Annotated in this window: 17 protein-coding genes and 2 pseudogenes; 12 read left to right on the forward strand and 7 right to left on the reverse strand. The window is 54.9% G+C overall.

Features of this window, described 5'->3' with window-relative positions:
• The first annotated feature begins 316 nt into the window (after nt 1–316).
• Entirely contained in the window at nt 317–3,421 is a 3,105-nt protein-coding gene (locus ACLIBF_RS22545; RefSeq protein WP_279810226.1) for an efflux RND transporter permease subunit, read from the forward strand.
• 170 nt (nt 3,422–3,591) lie between these two features.
• Here ACLIBF_RS22545 and ACLIBF_RS22550 read toward each other — a convergent pair whose 3' ends face one another.
• A complete protein-coding gene (locus tag ACLIBF_RS22550) occupies nt 3,592–3,777 on the reverse strand; it encodes a con-10 family general stress protein (protein ID WP_072051034.1) in 186 nt (61 codons plus the stop codon).
• 205 nt (nt 3,778–3,982) lie between these two features.
• On the opposite strand from ACLIBF_RS22550, the gene ACLIBF_RS22555 reads away from it, so the two are divergent.
• From ACLIBF_RS22555 to ahr, 3 genes are all read left to right on the forward strand, one after another.
• The gene (locus tag ACLIBF_RS22555) at nt 3,983–4,279 is read left to right on the forward strand and encodes a hypothetical protein (protein ID WP_069729896.1); all 297 of its coding nucleotides are present in this window, start codon (nt 3,983–3,985) and stop codon (nt 4,277–4,279) included.
• Nucleotides 4,280–4,547: 268 nt separating this feature from the next.
• On the forward strand, nt 4,548–6,521 hold the full coding sequence (locus ACLIBF_RS22560; RefSeq protein WP_448310730.1) for a methyl-accepting chemotaxis protein: 1,974 nt from the start codon (nt 4,548–4,550) through the stop codon (nt 6,519–6,521).
• Between the two features lie 104 nt (nt 6,522–6,625).
• Nucleotides 6,626–7,642 (forward strand): NADPH-dependent aldehyde reductase Ahr, encoded by a 1,017-nt coding sequence (gene ahr, locus ACLIBF_RS22565; RefSeq protein ID WP_031378088.1) that lies wholly within the window; start codon nt 6,626–6,628, stop codon nt 7,640–7,642.
• A gap of 53 nt (nt 7,643–7,695) precedes the next feature.
• Here ahr and ACLIBF_RS22570 read toward each other — a convergent pair whose 3' ends face one another.
• Nucleotides 7,696–8,364: a DUF2268 domain-containing putative Zn-dependent protease gene (locus ACLIBF_RS22570; protein WP_159224147.1), complete on the reverse strand. Its 669-nt coding sequence runs from the start codon at nt 8,362–8,364 to the stop codon at nt 7,696–7,698.
• 343 nt (nt 8,365–8,707) lie between these two features.
• On the opposite strand from ACLIBF_RS22570, the gene ACLIBF_RS22575 reads away from it, so the two are divergent.
• Nucleotides 8,708–9,487 (forward strand): MBL fold metallo-hydrolase, encoded by a 780-nt coding sequence (locus tag ACLIBF_RS22575; protein ID WP_069729899.1) that lies wholly within the window; start codon nt 8,708–8,710, stop codon nt 9,485–9,487.
• Nucleotides 9,488–9,556: 69 nt separating this feature from the next.
• Entirely contained in the window at nt 9,557–10,540 is a 984-nt protein-coding gene (locus ACLIBF_RS22580) for a GlxA family transcriptional regulator (protein WP_279810223.1), read from the forward strand.
• A gap of 99 nt (nt 10,541–10,639) precedes the next feature.
• Here the strand turns inward: ACLIBF_RS22580 and ACLIBF_RS22585 are convergent, their stop codons facing one another.
• Nucleotides 10,640–11,041 carry an H-NS family histone-like protein gene (locus ACLIBF_RS22585; protein WP_279810222.1) on the reverse strand — a complete coding sequence of 134 codons (402 nt, stop codon included), beginning with the start codon at nt 11,039–11,041 and terminating at the stop codon, nt 10,640–10,642.
• 270 nt (nt 11,042–11,311) lie between these two features.
• Here ACLIBF_RS22585 and ACLIBF_RS22590 point away from each other — a divergent pair, with 270 nt between their 5' ends.
• Both ACLIBF_RS22590 and ACLIBF_RS22595 read left to right on the forward strand, forming a co-directional pair.
• Nucleotides 11,312–12,874 carry a sensor domain-containing diguanylate cyclase gene (locus tag ACLIBF_RS22590; protein WP_031378092.1) on the forward strand — a complete coding sequence of 521 codons (1,563 nt, stop codon included), beginning with the start codon at nt 11,312–11,314 and terminating at the stop codon, nt 12,872–12,874.
• A 68-nt stretch (nt 12,875–12,942) separates the two neighbouring features.
• Nucleotides 12,943–13,392, forward strand: a complete 450-nt coding sequence (locus tag ACLIBF_RS22595) for a VOC family protein (protein WP_069729903.1) — start codon at nt 12,943–12,945, stop codon at nt 13,390–13,392.
• Nucleotides 13,393–13,646: 254 nt separating this feature from the next.
• On the opposite strand, the gene ACLIBF_RS22600 is transcribed toward ACLIBF_RS22595, so the two are convergent.
• Nucleotides 13,647–14,048 (reverse strand): H-NS family histone-like protein, encoded by a 402-nt coding sequence (locus tag ACLIBF_RS22600; RefSeq protein ID WP_031378094.1) that lies wholly within the window; start codon nt 14,046–14,048, stop codon nt 13,647–13,649.
• A gap of 1,227 nt (nt 14,049–15,275) precedes the next feature.
• Here ACLIBF_RS22600 and ACLIBF_RS22605 point away from each other — a divergent pair.
• The gene (locus tag ACLIBF_RS22605; RefSeq protein WP_201306441.1) at nt 15,276–15,461 is read left to right on the forward strand and encodes a DUF2256 domain-containing protein; all 186 of its coding nucleotides are present in this window, start codon (nt 15,276–15,278) and stop codon (nt 15,459–15,461) included.
• A 64-nt stretch (nt 15,462–15,525) separates the two neighbouring features.
• On the opposite strand, the pseudogene ACLIBF_RS22610 reads toward ACLIBF_RS22605, so the two are convergent.
• The 3 genes and pseudogenes from ACLIBF_RS22610 to ACLIBF_RS22620 form a co-directional block, all read right to left on the reverse strand.
• Nucleotides 15,526–15,829, reverse strand: a pseudogene (locus tag ACLIBF_RS22610) (hypothetical protein).
• Nucleotides 15,830–15,925: 96 nt separating this feature from the next.
• Nucleotides 15,926–16,468: pseudogene (locus ACLIBF_RS22615) on the reverse strand (YfaZ family outer membrane protein).
• Nucleotides 16,469–16,529: 61 nt separating this feature from the next.
• On the reverse strand, nt 16,530–16,766 hold the full coding sequence (locus ACLIBF_RS22620; protein WP_031378096.1) for a YgdI/YgdR family lipoprotein: 237 nt from the start codon (nt 16,764–16,766) through the stop codon (nt 16,530–16,532).
• Nucleotides 16,767–17,683: 917 nt separating this feature from the next.
• On the opposite strand from ACLIBF_RS22620, the gene ACLIBF_RS22625 reads away from it, so the two are divergent.
• The 3 genes from ACLIBF_RS22625 (at nt 17,684) to feoB (ending at nt 21,142) form a co-directional block, all read left to right on the forward strand.
• Nucleotides 17,684–17,887: a hypothetical protein gene (locus ACLIBF_RS22625; RefSeq protein WP_031378098.1), complete on the forward strand. Its 204-nt coding sequence runs from the start codon at nt 17,684–17,686 to the stop codon at nt 17,885–17,887.
• Between the two features lie 697 nt (nt 17,888–18,584).
• On the forward strand, nt 18,585–18,812 hold the full coding sequence (gene feoA / locus ACLIBF_RS22630; protein WP_279810221.1) for a ferrous iron transporter A: 228 nt from the start codon (nt 18,585–18,587) through the stop codon (nt 18,810–18,812).
• Nucleotides 18,809–21,142, forward strand: coding sequence for a Fe(2+) transporter permease subunit FeoB (gene feoB, locus ACLIBF_RS22635; RefSeq protein WP_448310731.1), 2,334 nt, complete (start codon nt 18,809–18,811; stop codon nt 21,140–21,142). Before feoA ends, feoB begins: the two co-directional genes overlap by 4 nt.
• Nucleotides 21,143–21,189 lie beyond the last annotated feature (47 nt).

Below are 21,189 nucleotides of genomic sequence, written 5' to 3' on the forward strand. Positions count from 1 at the left end.
ATAAGCGAAACGAAGTAGAAAAATTTCATCATTCTCTCCTGTTTAATTTCCTTTATTTTCAGGATAGCCAGGCCTCGCTATTTTGCTTAATCCGTTCCACAGGGTTTCAGACTGAAACGATTTTACCGTGGCGGCGGATTATTGCGTCACGCTGCAACAGCCTGCCGGAACCGGCTGGATTTGCGCTGGATTAACAAATGATAGCGTCAGGATGTTTAGCGGGAAGGTTACAAACTATAATCAGCGCTGCACCGCTGTTACACAACCTGCAGGAATGCAGGCTTTGCGCCCGCCCTAAAAGGAAGAGACCCCGCTGATGTTTTCTCGTTTTTTTATTTATCGCCCCGTCTTCGCATGGGTCGTTGCCATTTTAATCATGCTGCTTGGCGCGCTCTCCATCACCTTGTTGCCGGTTGAGCAATATCCAGATGTGGCACCGCCGTCAGTGAATATCAGTGCCACCTATACCGGCGCCTCCGCTGAGACACTGGAAAACAGCGTCACCCAGGTGATTGAGCAGCAGCTGACCGGGCTGGATCATCTGCTCTACTTCACCTCCAGCAGCAGTTCGCAGGGCAATGTGACGGTTACGGTGACGTTCAGTCAGGGAACCGATCCCGACACGGCCCAGGTGCAGGTGCAGAACAAGGTGCAGCAGGCGCTGACCCGTCTGCCGAGCGAGGTGCAGCAGCTCGGCGTTACCGTGACCAAGTCCCAGTCCAACTTTTTGCTGGTGATGGGGCTGTATGACACCACCGGCAAAAGTAACAGCACCGACATCGGTGACTGGCTGGTGAGTAACATGCAGGAGCCGCTGGCAAGGATCGAAGGCGTCGGGGATATCCAGGTATTCGGCGGGCAATACGCGATGCGTATCTGGCTCGATCCGTTCAAACTCAACGCCTACGCACTGCAGCCTTCCGACGTGACGGCAGCGATTCGTTCGCAGAACATTCAGGTCTCCGCCGGTAAAATTGGCGGGCTGCCCTCGCCGCAGAATCAGCAGCTCACCGCCACGGTCAGGGCCCAGTCGCGGCTGCAGACGCCGGAACAGTTCCGCAACATCATCGTTAAAAGCGATACCCGCGGCGCCATTGTGCGGGTCGGTGATGTGGCGCGGGTCGAGCTGGGTGGTGAATCTTATGACATGACCACCCGGCTTAATGGTCATCCGGCGGCCGGTATCGGGGTGATGCTTGCCCCAGGCGCCAACGCGCTGGATACCGCCACTCTGGTGAAAAACAAAGTGGAAGAGTATCGCCACTCGATGCCGCAAGGTTACGAGGTGGCGTATGCGCTGGACAGCACCGACTTCATCAAAATCTCGGTGGAGGATGTGGTGATCACCCTGATCGAAGCGATAGCGCTGGTGGTGGTGGTGATGTACCTGTTCCTGCAAAACATCCGCGCCACGCTGATCCCGGCGCTGGCGGTGCCGGTGGTGCTGCTCGGGACCTTTGGCGTGCTGGCACTTTGCGGTTATACCATCAACACCCTGACCCTGTTTGCCATGGTGCTGGCGATCGGGCTGCTGGTGGATGACGCGATTGTGGTGGTCGAAAACGTCGAACGCATCATGCATGACGAAGGCTTGCCGGCCCGCGAGGCCACGGAAAAATCGATGAAAGAGATTTCCGGTGCGCTGATTGCTATCGCGCTGGTGTTGTCGGCGGTGTTTCTGCCGATGGCCTTTTTCGCTGGCTCGACCGGGGTGATCTATCGGCAATTCTCAGTCACCATCATCGCGGCGATGACCTTCTCGGTGCTGGTAGCGCTGACCCTGACGCCGGCGCTGTGCGGCATGTTGCTCCGCCCCGGCACGCCGCATCGCAAAGGATTCTTTGGCGGATTTAATCGCTTCTACGCCGCCACCGAGCGCCAGTATCGTCACAAGGTTGTCAGCACTCTGCGTCGTCCGCTGATTATGGTGTCGCTGTATGCCGCGATGGGCGTGGTGCTGTTTGTGATGTTTACCCGCTTACCAGGCAGCTTTCTGCCAACCGAGGATCAGGGCAGCATTATGCTGCAGGCAACGCTGCCAGCGGGCGCCACTGCCAGTCGGACGGAAGCGGTCAATAAGCAGATCGTCGACTGGTTTCTTACTGAAGAGAAAGAGAACATCGACGTGGTGTTTACCATCAACGGCTTTAACTTCAGCGGCGCAGCGCAGAATGCCGGCATGGCGTTTATCAAGCTGAAAAACTGGGATCAGCGTCCCGGTAAGGAAAACTCGGCAGAGGCGATTGCCGGCCGCGCGACGTATGCGCTTTCCGCTATTCGTGATGCCCAGATATTTGCCCTGACGCCGCCGTCGGTGCCGGGCCTCGGACAGAATAATGGCTTTACCTATGAACTGCTGGCCAGTGGCGGCACCACCCGCGATGAGCTGGGCAAACTGCGCGATCGGCTGCTGCAAAACGCGGCGCAAAGCCCGGAACTGATCGGCGTACGGGCCAATATTCTGCCGCAGACGCCGCAGTTGCAGGTTGATATTGATACTAATAAGGCGGTCGCGCTCGGGCTGCAGCTGGATGACGTTACCGATACCCTGACCAGCGCCTGGGGCGGGGCCTATATCAATGACTTTATCGATCGCGGCCGCGTCAAACGGGTGTACGTGCAGGGCGACGGCCAGTACCGCTCGGCACCGTCCGATCTGGATAAATGGTTTATTCGCAACAGTGAAGGCAGCATGACGCCGTTCTCTGCCTTCGCCTCAACCCGCTGGACTATGGGGCCGGAAAGCCTTAATCGCTATAACGGTTCTGCTTCCTATGAAATCCAGGGGCAGAATGCGGAAGGCTACAGTTCCGGCGATGCGATGAACACCATTGAACGGCTGGCCGATCAGCTTCCGGCCGGGACGACCGGCGCGTGGAGTGGACTGTCACTGCAGGAGAAGCAGGCAGGCGGGCAGTCCACCACGCTGTATGCGATCTCTATTCTGGTGGTGTTCCTCTGTCTGGCGGCGCTGTATGAGAGCTGGTCAGTGCCGTTTTCGGTGCTGCTGGCGGTACCGCTCGGCGTGCTGGGGACGGTAGTAGCGGTTGCGTTACGCGGATTAAGCAACGACATCTATTTCCAGGTCGCGCTGCTTACCACCGTCGGCCTGACCTCTAAAAACGCCATCCTGATTATTGAGTTCGCCGAGGAGGCGGTGCGTCAGGGCAGCTCGCTGAGCGCGGCGGCACTGCAGGCGGCGCGGACCCGTTTACGGCCGATCATGATGACCTCACTGGCGTTTATCGCCGGGGTGATCCCGCTGGCGGTGGCGACGGGGGCGGGTGCCAACAGCCGTATCGCCATCGGTACCGGCATCATCGGCGGAACGCTGGCTGGCACGGTGCTGGCGCTGTTCTTTGTGCCGCTGTTCTTCGTGCTGGTGAAGCACTACCTCACCCGACATCGCGCGGCGAAATAACCACAGGCACGTCTGCCGGCTCGCCCACAGACGTGCTGATTTTTACCCACAGGCGTGATGAACCGGTTTACCGGCACGGCACGGCGGGTTTTCGCAATAAAATCGGGGAACGGGCTGTCCGCCGCTTAAGATGAGATGCCATTCCATGGCGTAAAACGTCCTAAGGCGCCTTATTCAGAATTACTGGCAGGACGCCGACTGATCCTGCCCCCTTTCCGGCCGGCTTCCCTGGCTTTTTCATGATCGTTTTTGAAATTGCCCCCACTGACTTTGCCTCCTGCACTGCCAGCTTCGCTCGCACGGCCCGGATCGTTGGCAAAATTGCCAGCACCACCTCGGTATTTCTGTTGTGTCATAGAGAGACCTCCTATCAACGTTCCATTAGATAAAAAGGACTAGCTAGTCACACCACGAAGCATAGATGACCGCTTCGTTTATGCCAATAAAACCCCGGGAAAATGTTGTTTTCAGGCTGATTATCAGCGCGCACCGGGCGGGAAACGGCAGCGAGCCTGCGATCCCCAGGCTACCCTTATAAGCTCAACGAAAAAGGAGAACGCGATGACTGATGCAACCTTAATCGATACGCTTGAGTTTGGTTCTGACTCCCGGAAGCAAAAATATGAAATTTATGGCGTTGATGCTCAGACACCGACCCATGCGGTGATTTATCGTCAACAGGACGGCGAATGGCAGGCGCTGGATGAGACACTGAGCTTTGCTGCCCAGGATGAGCAGGAAGAAGTGACCGGCTCAATGGGCTATGGCGCCGGCGACAGTCTGCCTGACCTGCGCGACTTACCGGCCGAGGCCCGGGAGCGCTGTGAGCAGCACTGGCATGAAAGTCGCGACGAGTAAGCAGTAACGTTGCCGGGATCGCTTCCCGGCTTATTTTATGCTGCTTAAACGCGCTGTTTTCATCGTTTTCACCACCTACAGTAATTGTTAAAGCTTTTCCCGCTATTGGCGATAACGAACAGGCGTTGAGCGTGCCGATCAATGATGATTCCGGCCCTCAGCCATGAGTTCTGAACGCGTACGGACCTGCTTTTAGCCCTCCTTTTAAACACACCAGAAAGCGCTTTCTTTAGCGCAAAATCATTCTTATCACAGCGAAAACAATAATATGTCGATTATTAAGGCGATAAAAAAACGCCTGCCTGCTGCCCGTTTTGGGCGTAGCAGCCAGCCTGCGAATGGCACTTTTGATTGTCGTGCGTTGCCGGCGTCGCTCAGCGCGGCGGGATTAAGCCAGCGCGCAGGCGGTCTGCTGATGACTTTTGTGCCGCCTGAAGCGGATTTTCAGCGGGCCAGTCAGGCCTGGCAACGCTTTACGTCCGCTGACCTGACGGTCCTGACGCTTTCCTCTAATGGCGCGCTAAGCAGCAGCGGCCGCCAGAGCACCTATTGCGACGGTGCCGGTCAGGAAGGAAGCTGGCTCTGGTTGCCTGACAGCCTGATTGCGCGGCATGAGACGCACATTATTGACCTGCACGTGCAGGATACCCACACCGCCAGCCAGCGGATCACAGCGATACAGCAGGAGCTGGAGCGGTTGCAGTTGCGGATGCCGCTCTCTGCCGATCGGACCTTCGCGATGATCTACTGCGACGGTCTTTCTGCCTCGGAAGGTTTCCTGATGCAGGCCTGGTACAACAGCGGACGTTTCCCCTGTCTGGCGATAGGCGGATCGGCCGGCGGTAAAATCAGCTTTGACGGCACCTGGATTGGGGTTGGCGGCAAGATACTACAGGGCAAAGCGGTAATTATTTTTTGCCAGATGGCAGCGGGAAAATCGTTTGCCCCGTTCAAAAGCCAGAACTTTACGCCACTCGACAACAGCTGGTTGATCGCCGAGGCCGATCCGATCGCGCGCACCGTCAGTTCGGTATTTAACCGTCAGGGCCAGCAGCAATTGCTGGTTTCCGCGCTATGCACCCACCTGAACTGCAAACAGACCCAGCTGACAGAACGGCTACAGGGGCTGACCTTTGGCGTCAGGGTCGGGGATGAATACTTTATTCGTTCGGTGGCCAAAATTGAGTCTGACAGCGTGCAGTTTTTCTGCGATCTGGAGTTTGGCGACCGGCTGTTCCTGATGCAGGAAAAGGACTTCAAACAGGCGACGCAGCTGGAGTGGCAGGCGTTTGCCCGTCAGCACGGCAAACCGGCGGCGATACTGATGAACGACTGTATTCTGCGTCGCGTCGGAAATGCCGGTCAGTTACACAACGCCCACTTTTTCAAAGGCATCCCGGCGGCGGGCTTCTCCAGCTTTGGCGAGATCCTTGGCGTGCCGATCAACCAGACGCTGTCGGCGCTGGTGTTCTTTAATCATGAGGTGAAAGCGATGAGTCAGTTTCCGGTGGAGTACGCCGGGTACGCGGCACACTATGCGCAACGGGCATTACGTCGCTGGGAAGCGCTGAACAGCGTACAGACGGGGGTGCTTGATCGGGTGATCAGCTATCAGCAGGCGCTGACGCCGCTGATGGAGGCACTGCCGGTATTAGAGCGCGCCACCCAAAGTCAGGGCGAAACCCTGAGCCTGGCGGAAAACAGCATTCGCGCCATCAGCGACATCGCCACCAAGAGCCAGCAGGCGCAGGGCCGGCTGGATGACGGGCTGGACGATCTGGAGAAAATTTCGCACGGGATTAACGAGATAACCCACGGCATCAGTAACATCGCTTTCCAGACCAATATTCTGGCACTGAACGCGGCAGTGGAAGCCGCCCGTGCCGGTGAAGCGGGCCGGGGTTTTGCGGTGGTGGCTGGCGAAGTGCGTCGGCTGGCACACTCCTCCAAAGAGCAGGCTGAGGCTACCGCCAGTAACATCAGTGAGGCGGTGAGCACCATCGCACGCATCCGGCTGGTGGCCAGTGACAGTGCGCAGACCGCGACCCAAATGGCCGCACGCAGCATCAGTGCCGCTGACACCCTGGCGACCATGAATCAGCAGACCCGTCATGAGCGCGCCGATATTGCTAAACACCTCGGCAGCCTGCGTGAATTAACCCAGGGTATGGATGCGATGCAGGATGCGGTGGCGCAGCTAAAAGTGTTACAGGTTCTGTCTGGCGGGCAGGTTAAGGGCTGATTTTTCAGCAAAAAAGACAACAAAGTGCGGTGCAGGCGTATCGGCCAGGCAAGCCGCGCCTGCAGTTGTTACACTTGACGGTGATTAACCACGCAGAGGTACCAATGAAAATTAAAAGTTATGCAGCCATGCAGGCTGGTCAGGCGCTTGAACTTTATGAATATGATGTTGCTGAACTTGCAGCAGAAGAGGTTGAAGTAGAGGTTGAGTATTGTGGCGTCTGCCACTCTGACCTGTCGATGATCGACAACGAGTGGGGCATTTCACAGTTTCCCGTTATTGCCGGACATGAAGTGATTGGACGGGTTTCTGCGCTGGGCGACGCGGCAAAAAACAAAGGCCTGTCGATTGGTCAGCGGGTGGGCATTGGCTGGACCGCGAAAAGCTGTCAGCACTGCGACGCCTGTATCAATGGTGAGCAGGTTAACTGCCAGCAGGGCAGCATTCCGACCATCATGAACAAGGGTGGTTTTGCTGAGAAACTGCGTGCCGACTGGCAATGGGTGATCCCGCTGCCGGAGAAACTGGACGTTACCACCGCCGGTCCGCTGCTGTGTGGCGGTATCACCGTCTTCAAACCGCTGCTGATGAGCAACATCACCGCTACCAGCCGGGTTGGCGTGATCGGTATCGGTGGTCTCGGCCACATCGCCATTAAAATTCTGCATGCAATGGGTGCGGAAGTGGTGGCATTCAGCTCAACGCCAGACAAGAAACAATCGATTCTGGACATGGGCGCAGATGAAGTGGTTAACAGCCGTGACGCTGAAGCGCTGAAACAGCAGGCGGGTCGTTTCGATCTGATCCTCAGCACTGTCGCGGTCGATCTGGACTGGAAACCGTATTTCGCGGCGCTGGCACCTAAAGGTAAATTCCATACCGTCGGTGCAGTGATGAAGCCGTTCCAGGTGGGTGCGTTTGACCTGATCATGGGTGACAAAGCGGTAACCGGTTCTTCGACCGGCTCGCCGGGTCAGCTGCGTTCGTTACTGAAGCTGGCTTCGCGTGCTGATATTGCGCCGCAGGTTGAGTTCTTCCCGATGTCAGACATCAATAAAGCGCTGGAACACGTGCGCGCCGGTAAAGCTAATTACCGTGTGGTGTTGAAAGCCGATTTCTGATAATCGTCTTATGAAAACCGATGCCGCAGATTTCTGCGGCATTTTTTTTGCTTTCAGCGGGTTACCAGCCCGCAGTGGAGCCCGGCGGCGATCACTTCTTCCGCCGTCACGTTAAGCCATTTTTCCGGCGTTAAGACCGGAAGCTGATCGCGCCACGCGGCTACCAGCTGATAGCCCAGCGTGTAACCGTACCAGCGGGGATAGGTTCCGCTGCCAAAGAACCAGGCAGCATGATCGTAATGAGGGTTATTCAACGCCACCAGCGTGACCGGATTGTCCAGCAGCCACTGCCGTTCAGATGCCCGCTCCCACCGTTCGGGTGGTGAGTCCAGTAACCAGCAAACAAACTGTCCAGCCAGCCCTTCACTTACCAGCGCGTCGCCTGGCGTCCAGCCGTATCCGGGACCCGCCATGCGCAAACAGTGATGTACTTCGTGCAGGATAGTGCGCATCAGCGCACCGCTGCTAAGTGTCTGCGCCAGTTGAGGATTAGCCGGATCGATTGTCAGACCAAACAGCGTCGCACTATAGGCGTAGCCGCCGGTACCGGTTTCCGGAATCACCGCCGCTGGCGCGCACTGAACCAGAATATCGAGGCGCGGTGGCGGCATAACCGCTGACAGGATCTGGCATGCCGCATCAGCCTGGTGGGTAATCTCCGTTTGATAATCCTGTAAATCGCCTGACGCTTCCAGCCAGTGCAGTTTCCATTGTTCAGCCATTATTCACTCCTGCAGCGGATCAGATTGAGCCGGAAAAGCGGTCAGGTTTCGCTGCCCGGCCTGAACCTCACCGACGCGGATATCCAAATGCGTCAGCCGATCGGTTTTGCCTTCGTGTCATCCAGCTTAGCTGCGACATGACGACACTGTCATCTCCGACGCGCGCGAATTTTGCCGATTGCGACGAGGGATTTGGCTGAGCCAGCAGGTTGGCCCGATTTCATCGATCACTGTCCATCGAGCCTGTCACGCCAGCGTTCGCAACCGGGTAAAGTCACTCCATCGCAGCAATGACGTCGCCGACGCTGGCTGCACTCGACTGAACACAGACCGGAGCCTGATTATGAAATTGACCCAAGTCCGTAACGCCACGCTGGTGCTGCACTATGCCGGCAAGAAATTCCTGATTGACCCGATGCTGGCTGAAAAAGAAGCCTGGCCGGGCTTTGTCGGCAACGCCCGTCCGCACCTGAGAAATCCGATGGTGGAACTGCCGATGCCGATTTCGCAGCTGCTGGATGTCGATGCGGTTATCCTTACCCACACCCATACCGATCACTGGGACGAGGCCGCGCAGCAGCTGGTGCCAAAGACGATGATGATTTATACCCAGAATCACAGCGATGCTGACCTGATTCGCTCTCAGGGTTTCCTCAACGTTCAGGTGCTGCAGGAAGAAAATGCGTTTGTCGACGGCCTGACGATCTATAAAACTGACGGCCAGCATGGCAGCAACGCGCTGTATGCCGACAAAGTCATGGCAGATCTGCTGGGCGATGCCTGCGGACTGGTGTTTACTCATCCGGCGGAAAAAACGCTCTATGTTGCGGGCGATACTGTCTGGGTTAAGCCATATGTAAGAAGCCTGCAACGTTTTCAGCCGGACGTAGTGGTGCTGAATATCGGTAATGCGACTAACGATCTCTATGGCCCGATTATTATGGGAAAAGAGGATACACTGCACACGCTGGAGATCGTGCCTGAAGCAACGCTGGTCGCGTCGCACATGGAAGCGATCAACCACTGTCTGCTGACCCGTGCCGAGCTGCGGGCCTATACCGATCAGCAGGGGATAACCGATAAAGTGCTTATCCCACAGGACGGTGAAACTATAACGTTCTGACCGGCACGCCGGATCAGAGCACTTTTCTCCTGCTCGCCAGCTGGGGGAGCCGACGATTAAGGGGGCGAGATGACAGCGTTGAATGTTGCAGTGGTAGCGACGGCTGGATTCAGTCCGTTCCACTTTTCGGTTCCCTGCATCCTGTTTGGATCAGCGATGCCGCAGCCGGATCTTTTCCGTGTCACAATCTGCGCCGAAAAGCCCGGCACGGTTCTGTCGGAGATCGGCCTGTCGATTAATGTGGAACATGGGCTTGAACAGCTGGATACGGCGGATATTATCATTCTGCCGTACTGGCACAATCCGGCTGAAAAGCCCGATCAGCGGCTGCTCGATAAGCTGGCCGCTGCCTGGCAGCGCGGCGCTGAAGTGGTCGGGCTGTGTCTGGGTACCTACGTGCTGGCCTATGCTGGTCTGCTCGACCAGCATCGTGCCGCGACCCACTGGGAATTTGAACGTGACTTCAGCCAGCGCTTTCCGCAGGTTCATCTCGACAGTAATGCGCTCTATACCCGCGACGATCGCCTGATTACCTCGGCAGGAACCGCCGCCGGCATCGACTGCTGTCTGGATATCATCCGTCAGCACTACGGCAGCGCTGTGGCTAATCGGGTGGCCAGAAGAATGGTGGTGCCGCCGTATCGTGAAGGGGGGCAGGCGCAGTTTATTGAGCGCCCGGTACCGGAGAATACCCGTGACGGCAAAATCAATACGCTGCTGGAGTCGCTGCGGCGCAACCTGCATCAGCCGCACGATCTGGATTCACTGGCGCGTTCGGCTGGTATGAGCCGGCGAACGCTGACGCGCCATTTTTTCAAGGCGACCGGGATGACGCTGGGCGACTGGCTGACGGCGGAGCGACTGCAACGCAGCCAGGAACTGCTGGAAACTACCGATATCAGTATTGAGAGCGTGGCCGAAAAAGTGGGCTTCACCTCACCTATCTCTTTTCGTCAGCGTTTCAAACATCGATTTGGCGTCGCCCCCAGCGAATGGCGGCGAACTTTCCGCGGGCCGTTGCCGGTCACCACCGCAGAACACGGCTCGTTATGACCAGACGCTCGCCATAACATCGACGGCGGATAAAAAAAGCGTGCCGGAAAATTCAGCGTGCAGGCGCGGCCAAATTTTCCGGAACGGAATCAGCCAGGATTAAAGCAGAAAATCATCCAGTGACTGGCCGTTTTCGAGAGCGGTTTTAATCGGTGATGGCGTACGGCCCTGACCGGTCCAGTATTTCAGCTCGCCATTTTCATCGCGGTACTGATATTTTGCCGGGCGCCTGGTGCGCTTTTTACCGCTGCGGGTGGCAGAGGACAGGCCCGCTAACAGTTCAGTCGGGTCGATTCCGTCTTCCTTTAGCAGTTCACGGTACATCGCCAGTTTTTCAGCTTTTTCGCGCGCTTCGGCCGCCTGGGCTTCCTCTGCTTCGCGTCGTTCTCTGACCACTGTCTCTAATTTCTGCACCATCTCGCCCAGCACATCTAACGTTATATTGCGCGACTGCGCGCGCAGGGTGCGGATATTATTCAGGCTGCTCAGGTTTTCACTCATAAAAAAGGTCCTTCAGTACTCACATTAATTTACAGCGCACATTCACTGTAAGCGGTAAGGATACCATTCATCCCACTGATTTTTGAAGGGTTGCGGCCGATTCGGGGATGAGATCAAGGCAGACTGAATCAGGGCAGGCGGCTTTATGCACCAGGGTTTAGAATGCGGGCGCAAAAATGAAACACTCTGCATAACACAACAATGATATTTGTAATTTTGCCCTCCATTAACTGTGCTTAACTCAGTGAAAGGGTTTGAATAAGGATGGGCATGAAGTTTCGCAGCAAAAATGCGGCACCCGCGCCAAAGATTTCGCCGCTACTCAAAAGCATTACGTTATCAGGTCTGGTACTCACCGTGGTGGTCATCGGTATCAATCTGTGGACGCTGCGTGAAGACTGGCGTGACGCCGTTAACCAGACTGAAGAGATGGCGGTCAATCTGTCCCTGTCACAGGCGCGACAGGCAGAAGATACCTTTCTGCAGACGGAACTGTCGCTGCGCGAAGTACAGCGCGACCTGCAGAGCCAGATAGTGAACAATCGTGTCGATGGTGATGCGCTGAGTCAGACTATGCGCCTGTTGCAAAATCGGCTGCCGCAGCTGCACGGATTGTTCTATTACGATGCCCAGGGCCGCTGGATCGCTACCTCGATGAGCCGGACGCCGATCGGTATCAATAATTCCGATCGAGAGTATTTCAGTTATCACCGCGCCAGTCTGCGTAGCAGCGTGCATGTCGGGCCGGTGCTCCGCAGCCGTACCACCGGCGATCTGGTGATTCCGGTGTCGCTGCGCGTCAATGATGGCTCAAATGGTTTTGATGGTGTCCTGCTCGCGACCATAAAAGTGGACTACTTTCGCCACTTCTACAGCTATTACGAGCTGGGCGCGCGCGACGTACTGGTGCTGATGCTGGCAGACAGCACGGTACTTTATGCCCGGCCGAAGCCGGACAGCTATATTGGCAAAAACCTCTCCTCAAGCCCTCTGTTCCGCAAAATGCTGGCCGATGCCGATCAGGGCAGCGGGCAGTGGAAGGCCGCGCTTGATGGCGAAAAACGTATCTTCGGCTTTGCACGATCTCAACGTTATCCACTGATTGTCGCCGCCGGCTACGACAAATCTGCGCTGTTTAGCCGCTGGATTAACGAGCGGGTACAGGATGTGATGCTGAGCCTCGCACTGCTGGCGGTGATCCTTTCGCTCAGTGCTTTTTTGCTGCGTCAGGCGCGACATACACTGCGCTACCAGCGGGAACTGACCCGACTGCGTGACGAGCTGACTGCGGCAAATCTTTCTCTGCAGAGCCTGGCAAATAGCGATGGCTTAACCGGCGTCGCTAACCGCCGCTACTTTGATCGGAGACTGTATGAAAGTCTGCAACAGGCCAGAGTTCAGGGCTGGCCGGTCTCTCTGATTCTGATCGATATCGACTATTTTAAACATTACAACGATACCTACGGACACGTAGCGGGCGATGAGTGCCTGAAAACGGTCGCGTCGATTCTGAAAAACTTTGCACTGCGTAAAAATGATCTGCCGGCCCGTTATGGCGGTGAAGAGTTTGCGATTATTCTGCCGCGCTACAGCTCCGAAGAGGCGTCAAAACTGGCCAGGGCGATAGTTGAGGCGGTTTACCGGCTGAATATTCCGCATCTAACCAGCGGACTGCCGGCAAAACGGATCACGCTCAGCGCCGGCTGTGCAACCCAGCGCGGCATTGCCGGACAGCAGGCATTGTCAGACCTGATTGAACGGGCGGATGAAGCCCTGTACCGCGCTAAGCGGAAAGGGCGCAATCGTGCAGAATGTGAAAAGCCAGACGGTTAAGCACCGTTGATCACTTGCGCCGGTGCCGCTGTGGCATGGTAGTCGCTCAACCAACTCAGGGAGTGACTATGTCAAACGATACGGGGTTAAGCCATCTTGCTCTGCAGGTCCGCGATCTGGAAAAAAGTGTGGATTTTTACCAGCGTTATGCCGGAATGCAGGTTATTCATCATCGCGAGCCTGGCATTGCGGAAGCGCAGAAAGTGGCGTGGCTGTCAGATTTAACCCGGCCATTTGCACTGGTGCTGGTGCAGTCGGCTCACCTGGAGGATACGCCGCTGGGGCCGTTTGGTCATATTGGCGTCGCCTGTGCCACTCGTGAGGAAATTGATGCCAAAGTAGCGCTGGCGCAGCAGGAAGGTGTATTACGTCGGCCCGCGCAGCAGTCCGGCGCACCGGTGGGTTACTGGGCTTTCTTCGCCGATCCTGACGGGAATACGCTTGAGCTTTCTTATGGTCAACAAATTGGCCTGGAAATTATCATGGCGCGCAACGCCACCTCGCAACAGAACGATTAATTATTGTCCGATGTTGTTTAGCGCTATGGCCGGTTGGGTCACAGAGTAAGGCAAGAGCGTCGTCGGAATAGGAGAACAGGCATTCGGGGAGGGCTGACGGCTGGAATTACTGCGTAATCAGATTTGTGTGAGGATAAGCTCCTGATTTTCAGCCCGGCAGAATAATAGAAGCCGGATGTTACCGCGTCACTGCGGGTGAGGATAAATCCGCCCGATATCTATCGGGCGGATTTACTGCAAGGGATGCACTGCAATCAGATCAGGAAATCATCCAGTGATTTACCGTTTTCAATCGCAGATTTAATCGCTGAAGGCGTACGTCCCTGACCGGTCCACTGCTTAACTTCACCGTTTTCGTCAGTGTACTGATATTTGGCAGGGCGAGGCGCACGCTTTTTCTTCTCAACCGGCGCCGACTGCATACCACTTAACAGTTCGTTAGGATCGATACCTTCCTGCAGCAGTAATTCGCGATATTTAGCCAGTTTTTCCGCTTTCTCACGATTAGCGGCTTCAGAAGCCTGCGCTTCTTCACGACGCTCACTAACAACAACAGAAAGTTTTTCCAGCATTTCTTCCAGGGCAGCAAGATCAAGTTCGCGTGCGTTTGCGCGAAGCGTACGGATATTATTCAAGCTGCTGAGAGTGTCACTCATCAAAGTCACCATAGTCTTGTTCAGATAATAAAATACAGAGCGGGTTCACGCTGATGCTTTTCGTCAGACCTGCTTTTTAAAATGCTTGCCTTCGAAGAATCTCAATACTGAACCAATAGTTCAACTCTGACATATTAATCGTTTTTTAAGAGAGTTGAAACTGTAATTAACGTGCAATAACACCGCAAAGGTAAAAGAACTTAAACCTGGTGGTAAGGTCGCTCAAAATGACAAAAACACCGCCTGTTTTATCCATGAGTTAAATCGGCCTGTGGCGGCATTATTCCTGCTGAGGCCGCGCTTTTTAGCAATCTATCCACTTAGGCTGTGCCGGATATCACCCGGCTGGCAGTTAAAAATCCGCAACATATTATATCAGGTGAAACAGTAAACGCGGCGTTGTTAAGTGTGATAATGACGCATTGGAGTATCGCAGCGGGTAACGGTTGAATTTATCTTACCGATAGTTTTCATTCGGTAAAAATAACTTATCTTTATGATTCGTCTATTTTTTTAAGGAGAGCCTTCTGCTAAAAACCGGCGGCACTTTGGTCATACTCTGCTGCAGATGCTGTGCAGTCGCGGGCGGTGACGGCGCAACGGAGGAGCGACAAAAGGGATTATTGCTGCTTAAGGGAAACGCAGGCGGGTCGCGATGCAATTGAAACTGGTTAATCAGGGTAATAATAACCCTTAGTTCGGTTTTCAGGCAGGCTTATATATGCGCGATAAAGCAGCTAAAGGGGGATTATTGACAGGATACGATAACATTATTGCGTTATACGCATTAAACCGGTTTCCCCGGCCCGCCGTTGAACCGATAAGCTGCCAGCAATGGGGCTAATTCGCCGGACTTTATCCGACGTTAACCCGACTCAGCAGGCGATAAACAGGCAGAGAGGGATAAAAAACAGGGCGGATAATGCTTTTTGTGATGCAAATGCGGTTTTACCATTATGGTGCAACAGGATGTTGTCATCGGTTATTAAAATCTCATGGCGAAAAGATTAATCGCTGCAGTGCTGGCGTCCTGAAAGATCGGTTTCGCGCTGAGCAGGTATAACGCGCATGGACGGCATGCGGGTTATTCTGTCAAAAATGCCGCGCTGGCCCGGCAACTGAGCGCAATGGAACAGCAGTGAGGCGGCGGCTGAGTCTGAACTCTGTGCCTTCATCCACTCAGACTGATGTCCTGATACCGTTTCAGTCCCCTTTGATGAGGTAACCCTGATGACTTTTAAAGGAAATAAAAAATCACTGCCGGTCCGCTATTGCCAGACCTGCAATAAACCGATGACCTGGCGTAAGAAATGGGAAAACTGCTGGGATGAAGTGAAGTACTGCTCCGAACGCTGCCGGCGTGAGCGGCGTCAGCTGACCGTCGGGCGGGCGGACAGTGATAATCGCGAGTAAAGCGAGGGTGGGCGAGGCACATTATCAGGCGCGGTTTGAGTGACTGACGCAAACCGCGCGATTTTTACTGCTGGACTTTAATCTGCTGCCAGCCTTTTTTGAACATGCAGTCCTTCACCAGAATCGCCCGCTGCGTTTCATTTGCGTCACGGGTGGAGTAATCCGTGTCGGTCGTTTTGTACTTGCTGTCTTTAGCGGTGTATTTACCGCTGACCACGTTGTCCGGGGGGTAAATCGCGTAATGCCTGAGCCTGACAGGCGATCTCAGCTCTGTTTTCCTGCTGGTCTGAAGCATCAGGTTTGACCCATTTATATTCTACGCAGCCGCTCAGGCTGAGCGTAAAGATCAGCAGTAATAACGCTTTCATCATTGGTTTCTCAGCGAGTTTACTCTGAAATCAGGCCGGCAGACCTTGCAGCGTACCGGCCAGTTGACAGAAAAAAGAGGGAGCAGGGTAAGCCGATCAGAAGGTAACACCGCCACCAATGAAGGGACCGTCAATCAGCGTATGACCGGGACGTCCATCTTTGCCATCCACGCCCGCATAGCGATAACCCGCTTTCAGCGTCAGTGGCAACATCGGTGTCCAGCTGATTCCGCCATCGGCCTCAACGAAATTTTTAACGCTGTTAGCGAAGGATTCGGGAGCCGAATATCCCTCTCCGTAGAGGGCAAAGTTAGCGGGCAGATTCAGCCTTACACCGCCACCGACCGGGAAGGCGACGCCGTTATCGCCTTTCTTACCGCCGATATAGGTGGCTTTGATGCCAGCGGACAGCATTACCGGGCCTAATTCCAGGCTATAACCGGTGCCTGCCTGTCCAATCTGCACGCCGTCATCGGTGTTTTTAACCCACTGGCTATCCAGATAAAGTCCGCCTTAAGATCGCCCGATTTCTGCGTCGAGGGCAGTAAAGTTTTTACCCTGCTCTGCGCTCAGGCCGATGGCCATAGCCGATGACGAAGCACACAGCAGCAGGCTGATGCCAATCACAGTTGTTTTCATTTTTAGTAATCCTTGGTGTAACAGTGGCTGCTTTGCAGTCTCGTTTTAAGTCAATAAATCGCTATTTTTCAACAATCTCTTTTACATCCTGCTGCTGCAGTTGATGCGTATTACCGTCGGTATCTTGATAGGAGATCAGACCGGTTTCTTTATCTTTGGCGGGTTTGCCGTGGGTGGAAATCATATGTCCGTCGCGGGTCGAGATGACGTAATTGCTTGAGCATCCTGCGACCAGTATCACCGCAGTGAGCAAGCCAAGGGGAAATAACGTTTTTTTAACGGTTGCTGAGAATTTCATTTTTACTTCCTGATACAGTCTGTTAATGACGCCCGGTATTGTCGGGACGATGCATTTTCACCCTCGTTTATTAAACCGGTCGTTAACGTTAAGGCCTGAGTTTGTTTTAATAAGCCTGTAATGATCCAGATCATTGTTGATCAATGAAGCCCTTTACTTACCGGCAGAGATGCACTTCCGCTACCGTATTAATGCTGGCGCACCCGCCGAGAAACAAGGCGGCTGAATTACAGTAGTGACAGCTGATGCTGTCAGAACATCACTAAATCGCGCCCATTATTTGCTTCGGTCCAGCAGCCCCTAATCCGGCGATAAAGAGCCGCGGAATAATCCCGGCTCGGGCAAATTTTCCTGCCTGAGCAGGCCAGTTTCTGAACAGCGGCACGGTGAAATAGCGCAGCGTGAACGATTCGGCCAGCCGGTAATCGCTTTGAAAAGGGTATCTGCACGGGTTCGGTTAAATCTGTTGGAAAGAGAAATATATTACGGCCATTTTTTTCCGGAAAAATTCGACCAGACAAACGCTTTTGCCGGCGGGCTCAGCCTATTACATCGCCACCTTCTCCGCTTTCTCCGCTTTCTGCGGGTCGGCAAGCGAGGCAGTGACGTTAATTAGCCGAACCGGCTGCCGTAATGGTTACATTAAAAACCGGGTTTTAAGATTTCTGCCAGCATCAATCCGCTGTCCGGCTGCCTAAAATAGCGCTCGTTTAACGCTTCGGTTAATCCCCGAAGACGATTGGCGATAAATTTAACCGGCGGTGTAGCCGACTATGTTGGCTGGCAGATGTGACCCGTGAGCTGCGATACAGCGGCAGAAAACCGGCTGCGATCGTTCGCCTGGCGGGTCAGCATCAGAGAATCGCCCTTTAGCATCCGGGACAGCTTTCTTCTGCTGCTAACGGTTAAGGACAGGTATGAACAGTTCGGATCAGACAGTTATCAGCGCCACTTCATTCACGCAAGCCGCAACGCTACTGGAACAGGGCAGCCGGGCGCGCATCCGGCTTAGCTGGAATATTTCAGGCGATGAGTTTTTTCGTCTGGTTAATCTGGTTAAACAGGGCAGCGAGATGTCGATTGAAAAAGAAGAAGATGGTTTCTGGCTGACGCAGAAATAAGCCGCCGATTTCGTTTAGATTAAATGGCATAGCCGAAGCAGGCCGGGCGGGGCCTGCGCTACAGATGGCGTATCGCGTTTGCGAACAACCGCCAGTGACAGGCAAGGCGGTTACCGCTAATAGTTACATCATCCAGTAATAAGATTTTTATTTTGGTAGCCCGGCGTTACCGCTGAGCCCCTCCATACAGAGTCCGCTGCGATGTGAAAGTACGGCGATCGAGCTGATCGTTGTCGGGTGCAAACCTCAGACATGCGTCCGGAATGACCTCCTGACGAGGCGCGCCGCCGGGCCGCAGGCCCGATATGTTTATATTACCGTATTGAATGATGTAACTAAGTAGCTAGTAGTTAACTACCTGATCGGCAGCCAACCGCAAGTCCCCGGAAATCCCCTATTTCATGTCGCCAGCGCCATAAAATCAGCTCACCGGGGCGTTGGGCTTAGTGATTGTCTGGTGTGGCGGTAAATCCGTCATGTCTGGCAGGGCACGGTTTTAAGCGGCGGCCGGCACGGCTTGCGGGTATCTGACTACCCGCGAGCCTGTCAGATGCTGACGTTACGGACTCAATCTGCTGTTAGTTGAAACAGAGTTGACGTTTCCTGACATTAATCCGCTTCGCCTGATCTTAGATCAAATTCCGGAATGCTTATCATTTATATAATCACTGCCTCTTACCACCAACCAGATGGTTATATGTCGATGAACATGCACAGTACCTATCGAATCCTCGGCTATCAGCCCGCGGTGGATCCGGCCTGGCGTCAGAAATTACTCACCATGGGCATGCTCCCGGGGGCGGTGATTGAGATTATCCGTGTCGCACCAATGGGCGACCCGGTGCAAATCCGTACCCGCCGGGTGAGTCTGGCGGTGCGTCAGCGTGACCTCGATGCCATCGTTCTTGAGGAAATGGTCTCATGAAAAACATAACCATTGGGCTGATCGGTAATCCTAATACCGGTAAAACAACTTTATTCAATCAGCTCACTGGTGCCCGCCAGCGGGTCGGTAACTGGGCCGGTGTGACGGTCGAGCGTAAAGAAGGACAATTTTTTACTGCTCAGTCTGATGTACGGCTTATCGATCTGCCCGGTACCCGGTCTCTCACCACGCTCTCGGCTGAAAGCTCAATCGACGAAAGTATCGCCTGCCAGTATCTGTACAACGATCACGCCGATTTGGTGATTAACGTGGTGGATGCGTCGAACCTTGAAAGCAATCTGTTCCTGACGTTTCAGCTACTCGAACTCGGTGTCCCCTGCATTGTGGCCCTCAATATGCAGGATATAGCCGCCAGCCAGAATATCGTTATTGATGTTGATGCCTTGTCAGCGCGGCTGGGCTGCCCGGTGGTCTCGCTGACTTCGACCCGCGGCGAAGGCATCGCACAGCTCAAGGCGCTGATTGATCATCCGCACCGCTACACCGCACCAGAGCGGGTGCGCTATCCGGAAAATGTTGAAGCCGCGATTACTCAACTTTGCACGCTGATGCCTGCTTCGATATCGCCGCAAAAACGTTACTGGCTGGCATTACAGTTACTGGAAGGCGATATCAACAGTCAGCAGCTCTGCCCGACGCTGGTGCCGCAGTTGCCGGCGATCGTTCAGCAGGCCGGTGGTGATACCGGGGTGCTGATTGCCGATTACCGTTACCGTGCGATCCACGCACTGTGCGCCGCCGTCAGTAACATTCATCACGCCGCGCCCGGCAGCCTGACCAGCCGGATTGATAACATCGTGCTGAACCGCTGGCTGGGTATTCCGATCTTTCTGGCGGTGATGTACGTGATGTTTGTATTGTCGATTAATATCGGTGCCGCGTTACAGCCGCTGTTTGACAGCAGTTCGGTGGCGATATTTATCCACGGTGCGCAGTGGCTGGGCTACGTCTGTCATTTTCCGGCCTGGCTGACCGTTTTTCTGGCGCAGGGGATAGGGGCGGGCATCAACACCGTGCTGCCGATCATCCCACAGATTGGGCTGATGTTCCTTTTCCTCTCGTTTCTGGAAGATTCCGGTTATATGGCACGCGCCGCCTTTGTCATGGATCGCCTGATGCAATCACTGGGGCTGCCCGGTAAATCCTTTGTGCCGCTGATTGTTGGATTTGGCTGCAATGTGCCTTCGGTTATGGGAGCCCGTACTCTGGATACGCCGCGTGAACGGCTGCTCACGGTACTGATTGCGCCCTTTATGTCCTGCGGAGCGCGACTGGCCATCTTTGCAGTATTCGCTGCCACTTTCTTCAGCGCCCATGGCTCCAGCCTGGTCTTTTCACTCTATCTGCTGGGTATTGTGGTGGCGATCGTTACCGGCTTAGTTCTTAAGCACACTTTGCTGGGTGGCGAAGCCTCACCCTTTATCATGGAACTGCCGGTTTACCACCGACCGCATCTGAAGAGTCTGCTGATCCAGACCTGGCAGCGACTGAAGATGTTTGTGGTACGGGCCGGCCGGGTGATTATCCTGGTCAGTATGTTAATCGGCGTGCTGACCAGCTTCTCGTTTAACGGACAGCCGGTCGACGATATCAACCACTCTGCGCTGGCCACCACCAGTAAGCAGATCACCCCCGTTCTGCTGCCTATCGGCGTAATGCCGGATAACTGGCAGGCTACGGTCGGTTTAGTTAGCGGCATCATGGCCAAAGAAGTGGTGGTCGGTACGCTTAACAGCCTTTATACCAGTGAAGCCGTGCAGAGTGGCACCTTTGACCCACAGCAATTCAATCTGATTGACGAGCTGAAGGATTCGCTGGCCGAGACCTGGGCTGGTCTGACAGCCGCATTCAGTATCGATGCGCTGGCCCATCCTATCGATGCCAGCAAAGGTGATGGCGAAATGGCGGCGGGCCAGATGAGCGTGATGTCGGCCAAATTTGGCGACGGCATTGCGGCCTACAGCTATCTGATTTTTGTCCTGCTGTATGTTCCCTGTGTATCGGTGATGGGCGCCATTGCCCGTGAAGCGGGCCGTAACTGGATGCTGTTCTCATTCTTCTGGGGACTCAACATCGCCTATACCACCGCCACTCTGTTTTATCAGAGCGTCACGTTTGCCGAGCATCCTGCGTTCAGCGCCACCTGCCTGATCAGCGTGCTCGCAGTGAATGCGCTGATCCTGCTGGCCATGCACAAATCGGGCAACCGGATAAAACAACATCCGCTTACGCTGCCCGTGGTCACCAGCGGCTCGGGCTGCGGTGGCTGCAAAAGCAGTTGTGGTAAACAGGATAGCTTCGCGCAGTAATCCTGACCTCTCCCGCCGGCGGTGCTGCAAAGGCCGCTGGCGGAGAT

The sequence above is a fragment of the Pantoea sp. PGP6 genome, assembly GCF_053474785.1.

What these genes read in the sequence shown, in the direction of transcription:
- ACLIBF_RS22580 (WP_279810223.1), top strand. Translation starts at nt 9,557, where the DNA reads ATGACAGCGTTGAATGTTGCAGTGGTAGCGACGGCTGGATTCAGTCCG.
- ACLIBF_RS22625 (WP_031378098.1), top strand. Translation starts at nt 17,684, where the DNA reads ATGAACAGTTCGGATCAGACAGTTATCAGCGCCACTTCATTCACGCAA.
- ACLIBF_RS22555 (WP_069729896.1), top strand. Translation starts at nt 3,983, where the DNA reads ATGACTGATGCAACCTTAATCGATACGCTTGAGTTTGGTTCTGACTCC.
- ACLIBF_RS22560 (WP_448310730.1), top strand. Translation starts at nt 4,548, where the DNA reads ATGTCGATTATTAAGGCGATAAAAAAACGCCTGCCTGCTGCCCGTTTT.
- ACLIBF_RS22570 (WP_159224147.1), bottom strand. Translation starts at nt 8,364, where the DNA reads ATGGCTGAACAATGGAAACTGCACTGGCTGGAAGCGTCAGGCGATTTA.
- feoA (WP_279810221.1), top strand. Translation starts at nt 18,585, where the DNA reads ATGTCGATGAACATGCACAGTACCTATCGAATCCTCGGCTATCAGCCC.
- feoB (WP_448310731.1), top strand. Translation starts at nt 18,809, where the DNA reads ATGAAAAACATAACCATTGGGCTGATCGGTAATCCTAATACCGGTAAA.
- ahr (WP_031378088.1), top strand. Translation starts at nt 6,626, where the DNA reads ATGAAAATTAAAAGTTATGCAGCCATGCAGGCTGGTCAGGCGCTTGAA.
- ACLIBF_RS22585 (WP_279810222.1), bottom strand. Translation starts at nt 11,041, where the DNA reads ATGAGTGAAAACCTGAGCAGCCTGAATAATATCCGCACCCTGCGCGCG.
- ACLIBF_RS22550 (WP_072051034.1), bottom strand. Translation starts at nt 3,777, where the DNA reads ATGACACAACAGAAATACCGAGGTGGTGCTGGCAATTTTGCCAACGAT.
- ACLIBF_RS22600 (WP_031378094.1), bottom strand. Translation starts at nt 14,048, where the DNA reads ATGAGTGACACTCTCAGCAGCTTGAATAATATCCGTACGCTTCGCGCA.
- ACLIBF_RS22595 (WP_069729903.1), top strand. Translation starts at nt 12,943, where the DNA reads ATGTCAAACGATACGGGGTTAAGCCATCTTGCTCTGCAGGTCCGCGAT.
- ACLIBF_RS22545 (WP_279810226.1), top strand. Translation starts at nt 317, where the DNA reads ATGTTTTCTCGTTTTTTTATTTATCGCCCCGTCTTCGCATGGGTCGTT.
- ACLIBF_RS22575 (WP_069729899.1), top strand. Translation starts at nt 8,708, where the DNA reads ATGAAATTGACCCAAGTCCGTAACGCCACGCTGGTGCTGCACTATGCC.
- ACLIBF_RS22620 (WP_031378096.1), bottom strand. Translation starts at nt 16,766, where the DNA reads ATGAAATTCTCAGCAACCGTTAAAAAAACGTTATTTCCCCTTGGCTTG.
- ACLIBF_RS22590 (WP_031378092.1), top strand. Translation starts at nt 11,312, where the DNA reads ATGAAGTTTCGCAGCAAAAATGCGGCACCCGCGCCAAAGATTTCGCCG.